We start from the raw sequence: 18393 nt of genomic DNA, 5'->3' as shown, positions 1-18393 counted from the left end.
TACAGCTTACCGGGTGTCCTCTTTTTCTACCTGGCCCATAAGCTGCAGGACCCGGGCCGCCTCCTCTATGGAGTCATCCCGGTGGAAGCTGAGCAGTGGTGTCCGCCTCAGGTTGAGCTTGCGGGCCAGCTCCCGGCGAAAGAAGCCCTGGGCCCGGACAAGGCCATGGAGGGCCTTGTCCTTCTCCTCCTCGTTGCCCAGGATACTGACGAAGACCCTGGCATAGCGCATATCGGGGGATATATCCACGTTGGTGATGCTCAGAAGGCCAGCCAGGCGGGGGTCCCGGGCCTGGTGGTGGAGGACCTGGCTTATCTCCTCCCGGAGCAGGTCGTTAAGGCGCTCGGTGCGGCGGGTCAAGGGGCCTTTTCCCGGTGGTAGGTTTCCAGGATATCCCCTTCCTGGAAGTCCCGGAAGTCCTCCACCCCCACCCCGGCCTCCAGCCCTGCTCCCACCTCGGGGACATTATCCTTGAAGCGCCTCAGGCTCTTCACCTTACTCTCGTGGAGCACTTCCGTTCCCCTCCGCACCCGCACCTGGGAGCCCATAGTAAGCCTTCCTTCTGTTGTCAGGACCCCGGCCACCTTCCTGACCCCCTTGCCAGCGCCGAAGGAGGCCAGGACCCGGGCCCGGCCATCAATCACCTCCAGATAGGTGGGCTCCACCATCCCCTGGAGGGCCCTGTCCACCGCCTCCACCAGTTCATAGATAACATTATAGAAGTGGACCTCTACCCCCTCGGTCTCGGCCAGTTTCCTGGCCCCAGGCTCAGGGCGGGTATTAAAGCCGATGACGATGCCCTTGGAGGCCAGGGCCAGGAGGACATCGCTTTCGGTGATGGTACCTGAAGCGGCGTGGATGACCCGGAGCCTTATCTTCTCGGTGCTCAGCTTCTCAAGGGAGGTGCGGATGGGCTCAATGCTCCCCTGGACATCGGTCTTGAGCACCACGGGGAGCTCTTTCACCTCCCCTTCCTTTATCTTGGTGTAGATATCCTGCAAAGAGGCGGCCTTTTTGGGCTGCAGGAGAGCCCCCTGCCTTTCCTGCTGGCGCTGCTGGAGGAAAGAGCGGGCCTGGCGCTCATCGGGGAGGGTTGTAAAAGGCTCACCGGCCAGGGGGACACTGTTGAGGCCCATGACCGATACCGGGGTAGCCGGGCCTGTCTCTTTGACCCTCTTCCCTTTATCGTTGAACATGGCCTTGATGCGGCCCCAGGTATCTCCCACCGCAATGGCGTCGCCCACTTTCAGGGTGCCGTTCTGGACAAGGAGGGTGGCTACGGGGCCCCGGGTCTTGTCCAGCCCCGCCTCTACCACCGCCCCCACCGCAGAGCGGTTGGGGTCTGCCTTAAGCTCCTGTATATCGGCCACCAGGAGCAGGTTCTCCAGCAGTTCATCTATCCCTTGCCTCTTCTTGGCCGATACTTCGACGCAGACCACCTGGCCCCCCCATTTCTCCACCAGAAGGCCCAGCTCCGCCAGTTGGCGCTTGACCTTCTCAGGGTTGGCCTCGGGCTTATCCACCTTATTGATGGCCACGACAATAGGCACATTGGCCGCCTGAGCGTGGTGGATGGCTTCTACGGTCTGGGGCATCACCCCATCGTCGGCAGCAACCACCAGGACGGCTATGTCTGTTGCCTGGGCCCCCCGGGCCCGCATGGCGGTAAAGGCCTCGTGACCGGGGGTATCCAGGAATGTTATCTTCCTGCCATCCACCTCCACCTGGTAGGCCCCGATGCGCTGGGTAATGCCACCGGCCTCGGTAGAGGCCACATCCGTCCGGCGGATGGCATCCAGGAGGGTGGTCTTGCCGTGGTCCACATGGCCCAGGATGGTGATGACGGGGGGCCTGGGGAAAAGCCCTCCCACCACCTCCACCTTCTGCTTGACTTCCGGCTTCTCCCGGGGCTCAAAGCCCAACTCCGTGGCCACCAGCGCCGCAGTATGATAGTCAATGACCTGGTTGATGCTGGCCATTATTCCCGCGCGCATGAGCTGCTTTATGGCCTCCACGGGGCTGATTTTGAGAAGCTCCGCCAGTTCCCTCACCGTCAGGGAGGGGGGGAATTCAACGGACTTTTTTGCCCCTGGTTCCCGGGGCTTTTCCTCTTTAACTAGACCCATAGGTCCTCCTAGCATGTTCCATGAGCTGGGACATGGCCTGGGGACTTACCTTTGTCCTCAGGGCATGGCCCAGCCTATCAACCTTGAGGTCCTGCCAGCACTGGAGGCGGGGGCACAGATAAGCCCCCCTCCCCGCCTTCTTCCAAGAGGGGTCCACCTCCACACCCCCGTCCACCCCCTGCACGATACGGACCAGCCCCCTTTTATCCCTGACCTGCCGGCAGGAGATACAGGTGCGCTGGGGAACGGGCCTTCCTACAGTTCTCACAGGCTTTCTGTCCCCAGGTCTTCCTCTTCCTCTACCGACTCCGCTTTGACCCGGCGGGGCTTTCTGGGCCGGCTCTTATCATCCTTCTCCTTCTCCTTCTTCTTCTTCTTTTCCACGGTGGTGCGGGAGGAGAGGATCTCCTCGGCAAAGCGGATGGGCCCCCTTTCCGGGGCTACCACCACAGGAAAGACTATCTCCACGGCGGCAACCTCCGGCGGGGCCTCGGCGAGGGCCACCCCAGTGGCCTCCCGCAGGACCCCCTCCAAGGCAGGGGCTGCCTCAGCGGCCACAGCCTCCTCAACTACTTGAGGGGCGGGGGGCTTCTCCGCCTCGGCGGCGGTGACACTCTTGATATCTATCCGCCAGCCGGTGAGTTTAGCCGCCAGGCGGGCATTTTGCCCCTCCTTGCCGATGGCCAGGGAGAGCTGGCGGTCGGGCACCACCACCGTGGCCGCCTTTTCCCCTTGGTGGATCTCCACCCGCACCACCTGGGCAGGGGAGAGGGCGTTAGCGATGAATACCGCCGGGTCAGGGCTCCACTCTACCACATCTATCTTTTCCCCGCCCAGCTCCTTGACGATGCTCTGGATACGCAGGCCCCTCAGGCCTACCACACTGCCTACCGGGTCCACCCCCGGCTGACGGGCGGCTACTGCTACCTTGCTCCGGGAGCCGGCCTCCCGGGAGATGGCTTTTACCTCCACTACCCCCTGGGCCACCTCCGGCACCTCCAGCTCCAGCATGTTCTTCAGCAGGTTCTTATGGGTCCGGGAAACGACCATCAGCGGGCCTCTGGCGGTGCGCTGTGCCTCCACCAGATAGACCCTCAGCCTCTGGCCGGAGCGGTAGCGCTCTCCCTTTACCTGCTCCGTCTGGGGGAGGAGGGCCTCCCCCCGACCAAGGTTTACCACAACCTGCTTGGGCTCCACCCTCTGCACCACCCCCACCAGAACCTCCCCCTCCCGTCCCCGGAACTCATCAAAGACAGCGGACTGCTCCGCCTCCCTCAGCCTCTGAAGCACTACCTGTTTGGCTGTCTGGGCAGCGATACGCCCGGCGTGCTTGGGGGCCTCCTCCAGGTCAATACTATCGCCTATCTGGACATTGGGCCTTATCTTATTGGCCTCATCCAGGGAGAGCTCCTTTTTGGGGTCGGTGGGGTTCTCCACCACCGTTTTGTGCACCAGGACCTTCATCTCCCCAGTGGCAGGAAGGATCTTAACGGAGATGTTGAAGCCAGCGAAGTCGTCCTTACGGAAAGCAGAGGCCAGGGCCTGCTCCACTGCCTGGAGGACCACCTCCCGGGGCAGCCTCTTCTCCGCGGCCAGCTGGGCTATGGCCATCATAAATTCCGTCTTCATCCCGCCTCCCAACCAAAAAGGTGGGTTCTACCCACCTTTTAAGAGCCAGAGCATATTCGATTTAGTATACCACGCTCCGGCAAGAAAAGCAAGATTAATATGGTCCCCCCTTTTGCAGGCCGTCTATTGCCCCCGCAGGGGCCTTGTGTTAAACTCTTAAAGAATTCAATGAGGCAGGACATGAAGGGGCTTACCCCACAGGCGGTCGTTCGGGAACTGAACCGCTATATTGTCGGGCAGGAAGAGGCCAAGCGGGCGGTAGCCATCGCCTTGAGAAACCGTGAGCGCCGCCGCCATCTACCGCCTGAGATGCGGAAGGAGATCATCCCCAAGAATATTCTGATGATAGGCCCAACCGGGGTGGGCAAGACGGAGATCGCCCGCCGGGTGGTTTCCCTGATTGATGCCCCTTTCATCAAGGTGGAGGCCACCAAGTTCACCGAGGTGGGCTATGTGGGCCGGGATGTGGAGTCTATGGTCACCGACCTGGTGGAAACAGCCGTGATGAAGGTCTATGAGAACGAGCTGGCTGAAGTGACCACCAAGGCGGAAAAGGCGGCCAATGAGAAGCTCTTGGACTATCTCTGCAAACAGCTCCCTGCCAAGATTGCCCTTCCCCAGGGCCAGCTCACCCTTCCCCTTGACGAGAGGACCGTGCTCCGTCGGCACCCCACCCGCCGTTCCTCACGTCAGTATGTGGCCAAGCTCCTCCATGCCAAGCAACTGGAGGAACAGATAGTTGAGATAGAGATAGGGGGCGATGTGGAAAGCCCGGCGGAGCTGGCTCTCCGGGCCCCGGAAGATAACTGGGAATGGGAGAACCTGAAGGAGTATGATGGCCAGCGTCGCTGGCGGCGGGTACCAGTGAAAGAGGCCCGACGTATCCTCACCAAGGAAGAGGCCAACAAGCTCATTGACTTCGACCAGGTGGTGGACCGGGCCCTGACCCGCACCCACGAGGACGGGGTTATCTTCATAGACGAGCTGGACAAGCTCTGCGGCCCCAAGATAGAGGTTGGCAGAGATGTCTCCGGGGAGGGGGTGCAGAGGGACCTCCTGCCCATTGTGGAGGGGACCACAGTCATGACCCGCTTTGGCCCAGTGAAGACCGATTACATCCTCTTCATCGCTGCCGGGGCTTTCTACGACTGCAAGCCCTCGGACCTTATCCCGGAACTCCAGGGGCGCTTGCCCCTCAGGGTAGAGCTCAAATCACTCTCCCCGCAGGACCTGGAGCGCATCCTTGAGGAGCCGGAGAACTCCCTTACCAAGCAATACCATGCCCTCCTGGCAACAGAGGGGGTGGAGCTTGACTTTACCCATGAGGGCATCGCCGAGATGGCTTTCTGGGCCAGCCGGATGAACGAGAAGATGGAGAACATAGGGGCCCGCCGGCTCTATACCATCATGGAACAGGTCCTGGAAGAGCTCTCCTTCGCCGCCCCACAGAGGCAGGGGGAGAAGGTAATGGTGGACCAGGCATATGTCCGGGAGCACCTGGGGAACCTGCTCCGGGATGAAGACCTCAGCCGATATATACTCTAGGGGGTGACGTGATACAGGAATCATCCACAGCTGTCTCTATGAAACTCCTTCTTGAAGCGGGGGCCCACTTCGGCCACCAGACCAGCCGATGGCACCCCCAGATGAAGGGGTTTATTTTCACCCAGCGCAACGGCATCCACATCATTGACCTCCAACAGACCGTGGTCCTCTTGGAAAAAGCCTCTGAGTTCGTGAAGAACGTGGTGGCCGATGGGGGCCACATCCTCTTCGTAGGCACCAAAAAACAGGCCCAGGAGGCGGTAGAACAGGAGGCCAAACGCTGCGGTATGTTCTATGTCAATCAGCGCTGGCTGGGGGGGATGCTCACCAACTTCTCCACCATCCAGGCCCGCATTGACTATCTGGTGCGGCAGGAGGATGCCATGGCCAGGGGGGAACTGGTGAACCTACCCAAGAAGGAGACCAGCAAGCTCCAGGAGGAAATGACCCGCCTCAATCGGTATATGGGCGGCTTCAAAGAGATGACCACCCTGCCCTCGGCCCTCTTCATAGTGGACCCGGTAAATGAGGCCATCGCCCTAAGCGAGGCCAGAAAGATGGGCATCCCTGTGTTGGCCATCTGTGATACCAACTGCGACCCCCGGCCCATAGACTACTCCATCCCCGCCAATGACGATGCCATCCGGGCAGTGCGCCTCATCACCAGCCGCATCGCCGACGCTGTCCTGGAGGGAAAAGCCATGAGGGAGGAAGCTATGCCCGAGGCCCCCGAGGCGGCGATGGAAGGAGGGCCTCAGTCCCTCTCCTTTGCCCCCGACGAGGAAAACCGATGAGCCTGACCGCCCAGATAAAGGCGCTCCGCGAGAAGACCGGGGCGCCTGTTATTGAGTGCAAGAATGCCCTCACGGAATGTGAGTGCAATGAGGAGAAAGCCCTGGAGCTCCTCCTCAAGCGGGGCCTGGCCCGGGCGGAGAAAAAGCTCCACCGAGAGGTATCCCAGGGGCTGGTAGAGGCCTATATCCATCCCGGCGCCCGCATCGGGGCCCTCGTGGAGGTGAACTGCGAGAGCGACTTTGTGGCCCGCACCCAGGAGTTAAAAGACCTGGCCCATGACCTGGCCCTCCAAGTAGCCGCCACCGCCCCCATGTTCCTTTCCCCACAGCAGGTCCCCCCCGGCGATTGCGCCGACCCCAAGGAGGTCTGCCTCCTTTCTCAGCCCTTTATCAAAGACCCTCAGAAGAGCGTGGAGGAGAGGGTAATGGAGACCATCGCCCGGGTGGGGGAGAATATCCGTGTGAAGCGCTTCGCCCGTTTTGAACTGGGGGTCTAAGGAGGGAGCCCATCGCCTACAAGCAGGTCCTTCTCAAGCTCAGCGGTGAGGCCCTCCAGGGAGAGCAGGCCTACGGCATTGACGAGACCGCACTCAAGAACATTGCCCGCCAGATTAAGCGGGTGGTGGAGCAGGGGACCCGGGTGGCCATAGTGGTCGGCGGGGGAAACATCTTCCGGGGGGCCAAAGCCGCGAAAATGGGGATGGAGAGAGCCAGCGCCGACTACGCTGGGATGCTGGCCACCGTTATCAACGCCCTGGCCCTTCAGGATGCCCTGGAAAGGCAAGGTGTGGAGACCAGGACCCAGTCGGCCTTAGAGGTAAAGGCGGTGGCCGAGCCCTATATCCGCCGCCGGGCCATGCGCCACATGGAGAAGGGCCGGGTGGTCATCTTCGCCTCGGGCACGGGCAACCCCTATATGACCACAGATACCGCCGCGGCCTTGCGGGCGATAGAGACAGGGGCGGAGGTCCTGCTCATGGCCAAGAACCGAGTAGATGGCATCTACGACTCCGACCCCCAGAAAAACCCCCGGGCCCGGCGCTTTGAGCACCTCACCCATGAGGAGGCCATAAGGCTGAGGCCAGAGGTGATGGACGCCACTGCCTTCGCCCTTTGTCTTGAGAACAAGCTTCCCATCATCGTCTTTGACCTCCGGGCCAAGGACAGCATAGAGCGGACGGTGGCGGGGGAGCCCATAGGCAGCCGGGTCCAGAGTTGAAATGATGCCCACCCCCAGGGAACTGCTCCAGGAGGCCGACAGCCGGATGAAGAAGGCCAGCGCAGCGCTGGAAAGGGAGCTGGCCAGCATCCGCACCGGCCGGGCCTCCCCCGCCCTGGTGGAGAAGGTGAAAGTGGAATATTATGGCGTCCCCACCCCCCTGGACCAGATGGCCACCATCACCGCCCCGGAGGCCCGGCTCCTCGTCATCCAGCCCTGGGACAGGGCCTCCCTGGTAGCCATTGAAAAAGCGCTCCTCAAATCGGACCTGGGCCTCACCCCCGCCAGCGACGGCCATGTCCTGCGCCTGGCCATCCCCTCCCTCACTGAAGAGAGGCGGAAGGAGCTGGTAAAGATAGTAAGAAAGCGGGCGGAAGACGGGAGGATAGCCCTCCGCAATATCCGCCGGGATATCCTGGAGGAACTGAGAAAGCTGGAGAAGGAAGGGAGCATTTCCCAGGACGATTCCAAACGGGCCCAGACCGAACTGCAGAACCTCACCGATGGCAATCTGGAAGATATGAACCGCCTGGGGGAGAGCAAGGAGAAAGAGGTCTGGGAGGGCTGATATATGCCTGAAATCAGCCCTCTGCCCCGCCATGTGGCCATCATCATGGACGGAAACGGCCGATGGGCCCAGGAGAGGGGCCTCCCCCGCCTGGAGGGCCACCGCCAGGGCACCGAGAACATCCGCCGGGTGGTCTCCGCCTTTGGCAAATACGGCATCAAATATCTCACCCTCTTCGCCTTCTCCACCGAGAACTGGAACCGCCCCAGGCCAGAGGTGAACGGCCTCTTCCGCCTCCTGGCACAGGTCATTGACCGGGAAACGGAGGATCTCCACCGCCGCGAGGTGAGGCTCAAGCACGTGGGCAGGCTGGACGGCCTCTCCCCCCGCCTGGCAAAGCGGGTGAAGCAGGCCGTGGAGCTCACCAAAAACAACACCGGCATGACCCTCTCCGTGGCCTTCAACTACGGGGGGAGGGCGGAGGTCCTGGACGCTGTGCGCTCCCTCCTCTCCCGGGGCATCACCCCCGCCGAGGTTGACGAGGACATCTTCCGCCGCTACCTCTACACCCCCGACCTCCCCGACCCCGACCTCATCATCCGCACCGGCGGGGAGGTCAGGGTGAGCAATTTCCTTATCTGGCAGGCCGCCTACAGCGAATACTACTTCACCCCCGCCTACTGGCCCGACTTTGGCGATGAGGAGATGGAGAAAGCCCTTCTGGCCTACAGCCAGCGCCAGCGGCGCTTCGGCCGGGTCCCGGAATAGTGCTCCAGAAGCGAACAATAACCTCTATCTGGGCATTGGCCCTCCTTTTTATTTGTCTATACCTGGGCCTGTACTGGTTCGCCTTCTTGGTGGCCCTCATCAGCCTGATAGGCTCGTGGGAGTTCTACCGGCTATCAGGGGTAGGGGGGGCCGTTCTCGGCCTGGGCCTTATCTTCTCCGCCCTCTTCGCCCTGAGACCCCTCTTGCCCGGTGACCTGGTAGTCGGGCTCATCGCCCTGGCGGTGGGCGGCAGCCTGGCCGGGCTGTTTGCCTTCAAAAAGCCCTTCCCCACCTGGGCCCCCCTTCTGGCGGGGATGTTCTACCCGGGATGGCTCCTGGGCTATCTGGTGGCCCTGATGCAGGTGGGGTGGGGCTGGGCGGTCTTCGCCCTCTTCACCACCTTCGCCTGCGATACCTCGGCCTATTTCGTCGGCCGGGCCCTGGGACACCGGCCTCTCGCGCCAGGGATAAGCCCGGGCAAGACCCGGGAGGGCGCGGAGGGCGGGTTCCTGGGGGCCATCCTGGCCGCCTATCTCCTGGACCTCCTCCTGGGCCTGCCTTTGAGCTCCACCCAGGCGGCATATCTCGGGGCGGCGGTGGGGGTCCTGGGACAGGTGGGGGACCTGGCCGAGTCCTGGCTCAAGAGGGGGGCGGGGGCCAAGGACGCCGGGGCCATCCTCCCCGGCCACGGTGGCGTCCTGGACCGGATGGACAGCGTTGCCTTCACCGCCCCACTGGTCTATTATCTAATGACCGGGCTGTTCTAAGCCTTTCCCCATGAAGGACTCACATAAGCCGACCCACCTGGCCCTCCTGGGCTCCACGGGCTCTATCGGCCAGCAGGCCCTGGAGGTTGTGGCCTCTTTCCCGGGGCGCTTCCGGGTGCTGGCCCTCGCGGCGGGGAAGAACCGGGACCTCCTGGCCCGGCAGGTTGCCCAATGGCAGCCGGAGATGGTGGCCTTTGATGGCCCCGACCTCACCGGCAACTTCCGCCGGGCCAGCCTGGAGGAGATTGCCGCCCACCCCGCCGTGGACCTTGTGTTGGTGGCCACTTCGGGAAAAGCAGGCCTCTCCCCCACCCTGGCCGCCCTCAGGGCGGGGAAGAGGGTGGCCCTGGCCAACAAGGAGGTCCTGGTAATGGCAGGGGAGATAATCATGCGGGAGGCCCGCCCCGGCCAGCTTCTGCCCATAGACAGCGAGCACAGCGCCCTCTGGCAGTGCCTGGTGGGCGAGGAACGGGAGAAGATAGCCCGCCTGGTCCTCACCGCCTCCGGCGGCCCCTTCCTACGCCTCCCCCTGGAGGAGCTGCCCCGGATAACGCCGGAGGAGGCTCTGGCCCACCCCACCTGGAAGATGGGAAAGAAGGTGACCGTTGATGCCGCCACCCTGATGAACAAGGGCTTTGAGGCCATAGAGGCCCACTGGCTCTTCGGCATCCCCTACGAGAAAATAGAGGTCCTGGTCCATCCCCAGAGCCTGGTCCACTCCCTGGTGGAGTTTGCGGACGGCTCGGTGAAGGCCCAGATGGCCCCCCCCGATATGCGCCTGCCCATCCAGTATGCCCTGACCTACCCCCAGCGCCTGGAAAACCCCCACCTCCCCCGCCTGGACTGGAAGAGATTGAGCAGTCTCACCTTTGAGCCCCCCGACTATGAGCACTTCCCCTGCCTGAAGCTGGCCCTGGAGGCAGGGCGGGAGGGGGGGACCCTGCCTGCGGTCCTCTCCGCCGCCGATGAGGTGGCGGTGGAGCTCTTCCTCTCCCGCCGCATCTCCTTTACCGCCATCCCCCGCCTGGTGGAGAAAGCCATGGAAGGCCACCGGCCCGTCCCCCACCCCTCCCTGGAGGAGGTCCTGGAAGCCGACAAATCCGGCCGGGAGAAGGCCCTGGAGGTTGCTCGTTGGATATCCTGAGCGTCATCCTCATAATCGTCCTTCTCATCCTGGCCCATGAGTTTGGCCATTTCATCACCGCCAAGCTATCCGGGGTGAAGGTGGAGGAGTTTGGGCTGGGCTATCCCCCCCGCCTAGCCGCTTTCAGGGTGGGAGAGACGGCCTATTCCCTGAACCTCCTCCCCCTGGGGGGCTTTGTCCGGCTCCTGGGGGAGGAGGACCCCACCAATCCGCGCAGCCTGGCGGGCAAGCCCATCCCGGTTCGCACCCTCGTCCTCATCTCCGGTTCGCTGATGAACATCCTGCTGCCCGTTTTCCTCTTCGCTGCCAGCTTCATGCTTCCCCAGGAAACCGCCGTGGGCAGGGTAGTCCTCCAGGAGGTAGCCCCCGGCTCCCCCGCCCAGCAGGCCGGCCTGGCCCCGGGAGACCAGATAGTCCAGGCGGGGGGACACGAAATCTTAAATAGCGCCGACCTCATCTACCGCATCCAGCTCCACCTGGGCTCCCCCCTGGAGCTCCTGGTCCAGAGGGATGGCCAGCCCCTGATGGTCACGGTTGTCCCCCGGTGGCGGCCGCCCCCTGAACAGGGAGCGGTGGGCATAATGGTCACAACAGAAGACCCCCAGGTCCAAAAGGTATCCTATCCCTTCTGGCGGGCCCTCCCCATGGGAGCGGGGGCCCTGGTGGATACGCTGAAGCTCTTCCGCAATGAGATATGGGGCGGGTTCGTCCGCCGCACCTCCCCCCAGGTGGGGGGACCCATAGCCGTCTTTCAGATTGCCGGGGAGGTGGCCCAGGCCGGCCCAGGTCCCCTCCTCGCCTTCGCCGCCTTCCTCAGCATCAACCTGGCCATCATCAATCTCTTTCCCCTCCCCGGCCTGGACGGGGGACGGCTGGCCTTTGTGCTGCTGGAGGCGGTGAGAAGAAAACGTATCTCCCCGCGCCGGGAAAACCTAGTCCACCTCATCGGCATGGCCCTCCTGATAGGCCTGTTGCTGGTAGTTAGCTATTATGATTTAATGAGAGTAATGGGGCAGGAATGAAGAGGCGTTTTTCCCGCCCGGTGAATATCGGCGGGGTGGTGGTGGGGGGCGGGGCCAGCATCGTGGTCCAGTCCATGACCAAGACCGATACCAGGGATGTCCACGCCACCCGCCGCCAGATAAGGGAGCTGGCAGAGGCCGGCTGCCGGCTCGTCCGCCTGGCCGTCCCCGATAGGGAGGCCGCTTTGGCCCTGGCGGAGATAAGAAAGAAATCTCCCCTCCCCATCATCGCCGATATCCACTTTGACTACCGCCTGGCACTCCTCTCCCTGGAAGCCGGGGCCGATGCCCTGCGCCTCAACCCGGGCACCATGGGGGATCGGAAAAGGGTGGCCCAGATAGTGAAGATGGCCAAGGAGCGCCAGATCCCCATCCGCGTCGGGGTCAATGCCGGGAGCCTGCCCCAAGACCTTCAGGGCCCCCTCCCCCAGCGCCTGGCCCAGGCGGCCCTGCGGGAGGTGGAATACCTGGAGGGCCTGGGCTTTGAGCTTATCAAGGTATCGGCCAAGGCCTTTGACGTCCCCACCACGGTGGAGGCCAACCGCCTCCTGGCGGAGAAGATGCCCTACCCCATCCACCTGGGCATCACCGAGGCCGGGCCCCCGCTGGCGGGCACTGTGCGCTCGGCCATCGGCATAGGCATCCTCCTCAACGAGGGCATCGGGGACACCATCCGGGTCTCCCTCACCACCCCCGACCCCCGGGAGGAAGTGAGGGAGGGGTATGAAATACTGAAGGCCCTGGACCTGGAAAAGGGCCCGGTGCTGGTCTCCTGCCCCACCTGCGGCCGCTGCGAGGTGGACAACCTGCCGGAAATCGCCCAGAAGGTGGAGGAGATGCTATCGGGGATAGACAGGCCCCTGAAGGTGGCCGTCATGGGCTGTGTGGTGAACGGCCCCGGGGAGTGCCGGGAGGCGGATGTGGGCATCGCCTGCGGGAAGGGGAAGGGGGCCCTCTTCCTCAAGGGCCAGGTCATCAGGACCGTGGAGGAAGAGGAGCTTCTCCCCGCCCTCAGCAGCGAGCTTTTCCGGCTGGCAAGATGAGGGTCTCCCGGCTCCTCACCAAGACCCTGCGCCAGCCCCCCGCCGAGGCAGACACTATCTCCCACCAGCTATTGCTCCGGGCGGGGATGATAAGCCAGGTGGCCTCGGGGGTCTATTCCTTTCTCCCCCTGGGCTGGCGGGTGTTGAGGAAGATAGAAAACATCATCCGCGAGGAGATGGACCGGGCGGGGGGACAGGAGCTTTTCCTGCCCGTCCTCCAGCCAGTGGAGCTCTGGGAAGAGACGGGGCGCCACCTGAGCTTCGGCCCCACCCTCTTTGCCCTCAAAGACCGGCGGGACCACCAGCTTTTCCTCGGCCCGACCCACGAGGAGGTCATCACCCAGATAGTCCGCCGCCATACGAAGAGCTACCGGGATTTGCCCCTGCTCCTCTACCAGGTCCAGACCAAATTCCGGGATGAGCCCCGCCCCCGGGGGGGCCTCATCCGGGTCCGGGAGTTCCAGATGCTGGACCTCTACAGCTTTGATGCCGATGAGGCCGGGCTGGAGCAAAGCTACCAGAAGATGATAGTGGCCTACCAGAACATCTACCGCCGCTGCGGCCTCCCCGCCCTGATGGTGGAGGCGGACAGCGGGGCCATCGGCGGGAAGGTCTCCCACGAGTTCATGGCCCTGGCCCCCAGCGGCGAGGACGAGGTCCTCCACTGCCCCGGCTGCGGCTACGCCGCCAATGCGGAAAAGGCTTCCTTTCAGAAAGGCAACCCCTCCCAGGAAAAGCCCCTGCCCCTGGAGGAGGTCACCACCCCCGGCATCATCACCATTGAAGACCTGGCCCGCTTCCTGGGAGTGCCCACGGCCAGGACCCTCAAGGCCGTCTTCTATTCCTGCAACGGTGAGGTGGTCTTCGCCACCATCCGCGGGGACCTGGAGATAAACGAGACCAAGCTGAAAAGGGCCCTGGGCTGTCCTGAGCTGAGGCTGGCCACCGAGGAGGAGGTGAAAGGGGCGGGGCTGGTGGCGGGGTCGGCCTCCCCCCTGGGGCTCAGGGGGATAAAGACCGTAGCCGACGACTCGGTGGCCCTGGCCCGGAACCTGGTGGCGGGGGGGAACCGCCCCGACACCCACATCAAGAATGTGAACTACCCCAGGGATTTCACCGTGGACATCCTGACCGATATCGCCCTGGCCCGGGCGGGCCTCCCCTGCCCCGGCTGTGGCCGGGAACTGGCCTCGGAGCGGGGGATAGAGGTGGGCCACGTCTTCAAGCTGGAGACCTTCATCAGCGAGAAGATGGGCGCCCAGTTCCTGGACCAGGAAGGGAAGGTCCATCCCCTGGTCATGGGCTGCTACGGTATCGGCCTGGGAAGGCTCATGGCGGCGGCGGCAGAAGTGAACCATGATGAAAAGGGCATCCTCTGGCCCCCCACCATCGCCCCCTACCAGATATACCTCTGCCCCCTCCTCCTGGAACAGGCCCAGGTCAGGGAGACGGCGGAGAGGCTCTACCAGGAGCTGGAGGCGGAGGGGCTGGAGGTCCTCTACGATGACCGGCAGGAATCGCCGGGGGTCAAGTTCAACGATGCCGACCTCCTGGGGATGCCCCTCCGTGTCACCGTCAGCCCCCGCACCCTACAGAAGGCTTCCGCGGAGATAAAGGGGAGGAAGGAGAAGGAGGCGCAGCTCTGGCCCCTGGAGGGCCTTGCCCCCCGCCTCCCCCGCCACCCCGCCCTCGCCCCCCCACCCGCTGCCAGCCAGGGGTGAAGCAAAGTCAGCAACAGAGGAGCAGGGAATGAAAACCAGGACCATTCGCCAGTCGGTGACTTTCAAAGCGAGTCCCAACGAGGTATATGAGACGCTTATGGATTCAAAGAAACATTCTGCTCTCACCAGCTCTCCGGCGCGCATCAGCCGCCGCGCAGGAGATAAGTTCAGTATATATGGCGGCGATATCGTGGGGGTCAATCTTGAGCTGGTGCCAGACCACAAGATTGTCCAGTCGTGGCGGTACAGCGATTGGCCGGAAGGCCACTACTCCCAGGCCACGTTTTCGCTGAAAGGGGTCCCGGGCAGTACACGCCTGACTTTAACTCAGACTGGGGTTCCTGTGGAGTTCTACGATGACATCAGCCAGGGATGGCGTGATTACTACTGGACGCCTATGAAAGACCTGCTGGAGAAACACTAGGACAATCACGGCTGTGAAGAGTATCAACCCAGACCGCTATATTGCCTGCGAATTGTCCGCTTAGGGGAGCCTCTATGAGTGCTCGTTCCGGGATTTTGCTCCTGGCGTTGGTTACATCATTGCTGGTCCTTCCTCTTGCCTCCTGCTCAGGGCTTCCCATGTCACCGGGTCCCGCCACAGTACAGGCTGTCCCCATATATACATATGAGATTATCAATACTTATCCTCATGACCAAAAGGCTTTTACGCAAGGACTGGTCTTCAGTGGCGGCGCTCTATATGAAGGAACGGGGCTCTACGGGGCCTCTACCCTACGCAGGGTAGATTTGGAGACGGGAGAGGTCCTGCAGATTCGCAAGCTGCCAGAGCAGCTCTTTGGTGAGGGAATTACTATTTGGAGAGACAGGATAATCCAGCTGACATGGAGAGAAGGAATCGGGTTCGTGTACGACAAGAACAGTTTTGAGTTACTGGAGCAGTTCACGTACTCAACCGAGGGCTGGGGCATAACCCATGATGGAAATCACCTGGTCATGAGCGATGGTACCTCCACGTTGTATTTCCTGCATCCAGACAACTTCAAGGAAACCGGTCGAATAGAGGTATCTGACAATTTCGGACCTGTCACCAGACTGAATGAACTAGAATACGTCCGAGGGGAGATCTATGCCAATGTCTGGCTAACAAACCGCATTGCCAGGCTCTCACCCACTACCGGTAAGGTGATTGGCTGGATAGAAATGGATGGACTTCTCGGTCAGGAAGAGCTGCGGGAGCCCGTGGATGTTCTCAACGGCATCGCGTATGACGCTGAGAATGACCGTCTGTTTGTAACCGGAAAGTTGTGGCCCAAGGTCTTTGAGATTAAACTGGTTCCGCTGGAGTAGAGGATGAAAAAATCGCGTATCACGATGATATGGTTGGCACTGCTTGCAGCAGGGCTAGTCTTTCTTCCGTCAGCGTGCGGAGTGCAACCGACGCAGACACCAGGTACACAGACTCCAACGACGCAGACGCCAACAACACAGACTCCAGGAACGCAGACGCCAACGCCCCCTGTCAGCTACTCGCTACCACAGCTGAAATACCGTCTGGTTTCCAGGTTCGGTGAGGTGTTTTACTGCGACCCCGATTTCTACCCGGTGGCGCGAGAGGGACAAGAAGAGAAGAACGCTCTGGAGCAGTTTCCTGTCATCAGGACGAACGAGGCTGAATTCTCCGCGGTCCTGGAATATCTTGGCCTGCCGAACAAAGCCCCGTACACCAACGAGGAGAAATTGCGTATCTACCGGGAGCACAAGAAACTCACCTTCGCAGTCCAGACTACTGCTTCTGGCGATGTCTACAACTTCACGCTACGAGTGGGAGAAGGCCAGGGGGAGCGCATAGACGGGACCATCACACGGTGGGGTGAGATAACGGTACTGAAACGAGAACCAAGCTTCAACACGTGTCCCATTTGCCTGGCGAGGGGAAGTCTCATAGATACTCCTGCCGGACCGGTCCCGGTAGAGCAGTTGCGCAAAGGGATGGCCGTGTGGACGGTGGACGGCTGGGGAGAGCGTGTCCGGGCCTCGGTGGTCGAGACCGCGGTGACCCCTGTGCCGTCGTCCTTCCAGGTAGTAAGGGTTAAACTGAACGACGGACGTATTGTGACCGCGTCGCTGGGCCACCCCACGGCTGAGGGACGAGCACTGGGCGATTACCAGGCGGGCGATACCCTGAACGGGGCGCTGGTGGTAGCGGTGGAGCTTGTGGCCTATGACAGCGGTACGACCTACGACCTCTTGCCCTCCAGTACGACAGGTCTGTATTGGGCCAACGGGGTCTTGTTGAAGAGCACGCTGGCAACCAGGTAAGCATTCAATTGGATAGCGAGCGTTCAATCGCGGTTCGGTTGTGGCGTATGCTTGGCTCGGGATATGTGCTATCATCCGCTTCAGGCAAAAATAGGATGTATTTCATAATGGCTCCCCGCCAATGATAAAGCGCTATTCCTTCTTTATTTCTCTGGCTTTGATATTCTTGACCCTCTCCGTGATACTATACTTTGTTCATTACCTCATCTTCCACGATGTGCACCACATCTTCATATACATGCTCGGCGACCTAGCATTTCTGCCGCTGCAAGTTTTGCTTGTCGTGGTAATAATTGAACGCATCCTTGCCCGCAGGGAGAAAGAGGGCAAGCTACAGAAGCTCAACATGGTAGTGGGGGCTTTTTTCAGCGAAGCTGGAAACCACCTGCTCAATTCTCTCCTCAAGGAATTCGACAACCGCACGGAGATTGCCCAGCACCTTAATATCACGGAACAGTGGACGCATAGAGATTTCCGAAAAGCTGCGGAGTTTGCTTACCACCTGAGAATTGAGGTTGACTGTCACAGTGTAAACCTGGAAGGTCTTAAAGCGTTCCTGGCGGGGAAACGAGAGTTCTTGTTGAGATTGCTGGGAAATCCCAGTCTGCTTGAGCACGACCGTTTCACCAGCCTGCTGTGGGCGCTTACCCACCTGGACGAGGAACTCGAGGCCAGACCGTCGACTGCCAATCTACCCGAGAAGGACCTGGCGCACTTGGCAAATGATATCCGCAGGTTCTATGACCACCTGGCCAGTGAATGGTTGGACTATGTTGAACATCTGAAATCGAACTACCCCTACCTGTTCTCGCTGGTTCTGAGGACTCACCCGTTCCAAGAGCACCCATCCGCAATACTTAGCTGACGCCGACCGTCCTGGGGATACCCGGGCCTTTAGACGGCGCTGGTGCGGAAACGCCAGGCGGCGATAATACCAAACACAACGGCGAAGCCGACAAGTGCCAGCATATTGGGAACAGCCGCAGTAAGATTGCCACCAAAGACCATGAGTTTATTAAAGCTGGTCGTTGAGGTGGACCCCATTGTTAGGACAGGGAAGAGGCCATATTAAGAGCGGGCCCTGCCGTCCTCAGACTGCCCGGTGCTGAAGATTCTACCACACCTCCTTCCGTAGCTTCCATAGGGATTGAGGCGTACGCCTCTCCCGGTGTCCGGTATCCCAGGGCCTGGTGGGGACGCTGGGTGTTGTAGAAGCGGAAGTAGTCCCCGATTCCGGTCCTGGCCTCTCTGCCATCCTGGTATGCTTTCAGATACACCTCCTCGTACTTGACCGTGCGCCACAGCCGCTCCACGAACAGGTTGTCGCTGTAGCGCCCTTTCCCGTCCATGCTGATCCTCACCCCGTGTCGATCCAGCATCCCGGTGAAGGCCTCGGCGGTGAACTGAGCTCCCTGGTCGGTGTTGAAGATGTGAGGCAGGCCCTTTCGGAGTGCCTCCTCCAGTGCCTCGAGGCAGAAGTCGCCGTCCAGGGTGTTGGACAGCCGCCAGGAGAGCACGCAGCGGCTGCGCCAGTCCATGATGGCCACCAGGTACAGGAAGCCCCGGGCCATCGGGATGTAGGTGATGTCCGCCGCCCATGCCTGGTCCGGCCTCGTTATCTCCATGCCGCCCAGCAGGTAGGGGTAGGTTCTGTGGCCCGGCGCCGGCTGACTGGTCCGGGGACGGCGATAGATGGCCTTGAGGCCCATCACCTGCATCAGCCGCCGCACACGTTTGCGGTTGACCCTGTGACCCTGGTTCCTGAGCCAGGCGGCCAGCCGGCGCGCTCCATAGAACGGTGTGGCCAGGTATTGACGGTCAATC

The 18393-nt window shown here is 61.7% G+C and carries 20 protein-coding genes; 15 read left to right on the top strand and 5 right to left on the bottom strand.

Annotation, left to right across the window (positions count from 1 at the left end; genetic code table 11):
- Positions 1-6 precede the first annotated feature (6 nt).
- Genes rbfA through nusA form a run of 4 tightly spaced genes read right to left on the bottom strand, consistent with a single transcriptional unit; the run spans position 7 to position 3755 of the window.
- On the bottom strand, positions 7-360 hold the full coding sequence (rbfA, locus tag KJ624_03235) for a 30S ribosome-binding factor RbfA (GenBank protein ID MBU2008855.1): 354 nt from the start codon (positions 358-360) through the stop codon (positions 7-9).
- Positions 357-2126, bottom strand: coding sequence for a translation initiation factor IF-2 (infB, locus tag KJ624_03230; GenBank protein ID MBU2008854.1), 1770 nt, complete (start codon positions 2124-2126; stop codon positions 357-359). Before infB ends, rbfA begins: the two co-directional genes overlap by 4 nt.
- The gene (locus KJ624_03225) at positions 2113-2394 is read right to left on the bottom strand and encodes a YlxR family protein (GenBank protein MBU2008853.1); all 282 of its coding nucleotides are present in this window, start codon (positions 2392-2394) and stop codon (positions 2113-2115) included. The genes infB and KJ624_03225 overlap by 14 nt, the downstream gene beginning before the upstream one ends.
- Positions 2391-3755 (bottom strand): transcription termination factor NusA, encoded by a 1365-nt coding sequence (gene nusA / locus KJ624_03220; GenBank protein MBU2008852.1) that lies wholly within the window; start codon positions 3753-3755, stop codon positions 2391-2393. Before nusA ends, KJ624_03225 begins: the two co-directional genes overlap by 4 nt.
- Before the next feature lie 180 nt (positions 3756-3935).
- Here nusA and hslU point away from each other — a divergent pair, with 180 nt between their 5' ends.
- The 15 genes from hslU to KJ624_03145 all read left to right on the top strand — a co-directional run bounded on the left by hslU (position 3936) and on the right by KJ624_03145 (position 17434).
- A complete protein-coding gene (gene hslU, locus KJ624_03215) occupies positions 3936-5300 on the top strand; it encodes an ATP-dependent protease ATPase subunit HslU (protein ID MBU2008851.1) in 1365 nt (454 codons plus the stop codon).
- A gap of 38 nt (positions 5301-5338) precedes the next feature.
- A complete protein-coding gene (gene rpsB, locus KJ624_03210; GenBank protein MBU2008850.1) occupies positions 5339-6094 on the top strand; it encodes a 30S ribosomal protein S2 in 756 nt (251 codons plus the stop codon).
- The gene (locus KJ624_03205) at positions 6091-6591 is read left to right on the top strand and encodes an elongation factor Ts (protein ID MBU2008849.1); all 501 of its coding nucleotides are present in this window, start codon (positions 6091-6093) and stop codon (positions 6589-6591) included. Before rpsB ends, KJ624_03205 begins: the two co-directional genes overlap by 4 nt.
- 11 nt (positions 6592-6602) lie before the next feature.
- Positions 6603-7313 carry a UMP kinase gene (pyrH, locus tag KJ624_03200; protein MBU2008848.1) on the top strand — a complete coding sequence of 237 codons (711 nt, stop codon included), beginning with the start codon at positions 6603-6605 and terminating at the stop codon, positions 7311-7313.
- 4 nt (positions 7314-7317) lie between these two features.
- Positions 7318-7881 carry a ribosome recycling factor gene (gene frr, locus KJ624_03195; protein ID MBU2008847.1) on the top strand — a complete coding sequence of 188 codons (564 nt, stop codon included), beginning with the start codon at positions 7318-7320 and terminating at the stop codon, positions 7879-7881.
- A gap of 3 nt (positions 7882-7884) precedes the next feature.
- Positions 7885-8589, top strand: coding sequence for a di-trans,poly-cis-decaprenylcistransferase (gene uppS, locus KJ624_03190; GenBank protein MBU2008846.1), 705 nt, complete (start codon positions 7885-7887; stop codon positions 8587-8589).
- Positions 8589-9356: a phosphatidate cytidylyltransferase gene (locus KJ624_03185; protein MBU2008845.1), complete on the top strand. Its 768-nt coding sequence runs from the start codon at positions 8589-8591 to the stop codon at positions 9354-9356. Before uppS ends, KJ624_03185 begins: the two co-directional genes overlap by 1 nt.
- A gap of 10 nt (positions 9357-9366) precedes the next feature.
- Positions 9367-10500, top strand: a complete 1134-nt coding sequence (locus KJ624_03180; protein ID MBU2008844.1) for a 1-deoxy-D-xylulose-5-phosphate reductoisomerase — start codon at positions 9367-9369, stop codon at positions 10498-10500.
- Entirely contained in the window at positions 10488-11522 is a 1035-nt protein-coding gene (locus KJ624_03175) for a M50 family metallopeptidase (protein ID MBU2008843.1), read from the top strand. Before KJ624_03180 ends, KJ624_03175 begins: the two co-directional genes overlap by 13 nt.
- Entirely contained in the window at positions 11519-12565 is a 1047-nt protein-coding gene (ispG, locus tag KJ624_03170; protein ID MBU2008842.1) for a flavodoxin-dependent (E)-4-hydroxy-3-methylbut-2-enyl-diphosphate synthase, read from the top strand. The genes KJ624_03175 and ispG overlap by 4 nt, the downstream gene beginning before the upstream one ends.
- Positions 12562-14286 carry a proline--tRNA ligase gene (locus KJ624_03165; GenBank protein ID MBU2008841.1) on the top strand — a complete coding sequence of 575 codons (1725 nt, stop codon included), beginning with the start codon at positions 12562-12564 and terminating at the stop codon, positions 14284-14286. Before ispG ends, KJ624_03165 begins: the two co-directional genes overlap by 4 nt.
- A gap of 28 nt (positions 14287-14314) precedes the next feature.
- The gene (locus KJ624_03160) at positions 14315-14710 is read left to right on the top strand and encodes an SRPBCC domain-containing protein (GenBank protein MBU2008840.1); all 396 of its coding nucleotides are present in this window, start codon (positions 14315-14317) and stop codon (positions 14708-14710) included.
- A gap of 74 nt (positions 14711-14784) precedes the next feature.
- On the top strand, positions 14785-15597 hold the full coding sequence (locus KJ624_03155) for a glutaminyl-peptide cyclotransferase (protein ID MBU2008839.1): 813 nt from the start codon (positions 14785-14787) through the stop codon (positions 15595-15597).
- Positions 15598-15822: 225 nt separating this feature from the next.
- Positions 15823-16569: a Hint domain-containing protein gene (locus tag KJ624_03150; protein ID MBU2008838.1), complete on the top strand. Its 747-nt coding sequence runs from the start codon at positions 15823-15825 to the stop codon at positions 16567-16569.
- A 121-nt stretch (positions 16570-16690) separates the two neighbouring features.
- A complete protein-coding gene (locus KJ624_03145) occupies positions 16691-17434 on the top strand; it encodes a hypothetical protein (protein ID MBU2008837.1) in 744 nt (247 codons plus the stop codon).
- A gap of 181 nt (positions 17435-17615) precedes the next feature.
- On the opposite strand, the gene KJ624_03140 is transcribed toward KJ624_03145, so the two are convergent.
- Positions 17616-18393 (bottom strand): IS3 family transposase (locus KJ624_03140; protein MBU2008836.1); only part of this gene is annotated, 778 nt, incomplete at its 5' end.

Source organism: Chloroflexota bacterium, from assembly GCA_018825785.1.
Taxonomy (GTDB): domain Bacteria; phylum Chloroflexota; class Dehalococcoidia; order JACVQG01; family JAHKAY01; genus JAHKAY01.
The sequence above is the reverse complement of the archived record's forward strand: the minus strand, read 5'-3'. Positions and strand labels throughout refer to the sequence as shown.

Excerpts from the sequence above, each read along its gene's own strand:
- infB (MBU2008854.1), bottom strand. The coding sequence starts at position 2,126 with ATGGGTCTAGTTAAAGAGGAAAAGCCCCGGGAACCAGGGGCAAAAAAG.
- nusA (MBU2008852.1), bottom strand. The coding sequence starts at position 3,755 with ATGAAGACGGAATTTATGATGGCCATAGCCCAGCTGGCCGCGGAGAAG.
- hslU (MBU2008851.1), top strand. The coding sequence starts at position 3,936 with ATGAAGGGGCTTACCCCACAGGCGGTCGTTCGGGAACTGAACCGCTAT.
- rpsB (MBU2008850.1), top strand. The coding sequence starts at position 5,339 with ATGAAACTCCTTCTTGAAGCGGGGGCCCACTTCGGCCACCAGACCAGC.
- KJ624_03205 (MBU2008849.1), top strand. The coding sequence starts at position 6,091 with ATGAGCCTGACCGCCCAGATAAAGGCGCTCCGCGAGAAGACCGGGGCG.
- frr (MBU2008847.1), top strand. The coding sequence starts at position 7,318 with ATGCCCACCCCCAGGGAACTGCTCCAGGAGGCCGACAGCCGGATGAAG.
- uppS (MBU2008846.1), top strand. The coding sequence starts at position 7,885 with ATGCCTGAAATCAGCCCTCTGCCCCGCCATGTGGCCATCATCATGGAC.
- KJ624_03180 (MBU2008844.1), top strand. The coding sequence starts at position 9,367 with ATGAAGGACTCACATAAGCCGACCCACCTGGCCCTCCTGGGCTCCACG.
- ispG (MBU2008842.1), top strand. The coding sequence starts at position 11,519 with ATGAAGAGGCGTTTTTCCCGCCCGGTGAATATCGGCGGGGTGGTGGTG.
- KJ624_03165 (MBU2008841.1), top strand. The coding sequence starts at position 12,562 with ATGAGGGTCTCCCGGCTCCTCACCAAGACCCTGCGCCAGCCCCCCGCC.
- KJ624_03160 (MBU2008840.1), top strand. The coding sequence starts at position 14,315 with ATGAAAACCAGGACCATTCGCCAGTCGGTGACTTTCAAAGCGAGTCCC.
- KJ624_03155 (MBU2008839.1), top strand. The coding sequence starts at position 14,785 with ATGAGTGCTCGTTCCGGGATTTTGCTCCTGGCGTTGGTTACATCATTG.
- KJ624_03145 (MBU2008837.1), top strand. The coding sequence starts at position 16,691 with ATGATAAAGCGCTATTCCTTCTTTATTTCTCTGGCTTTGATATTCTTG.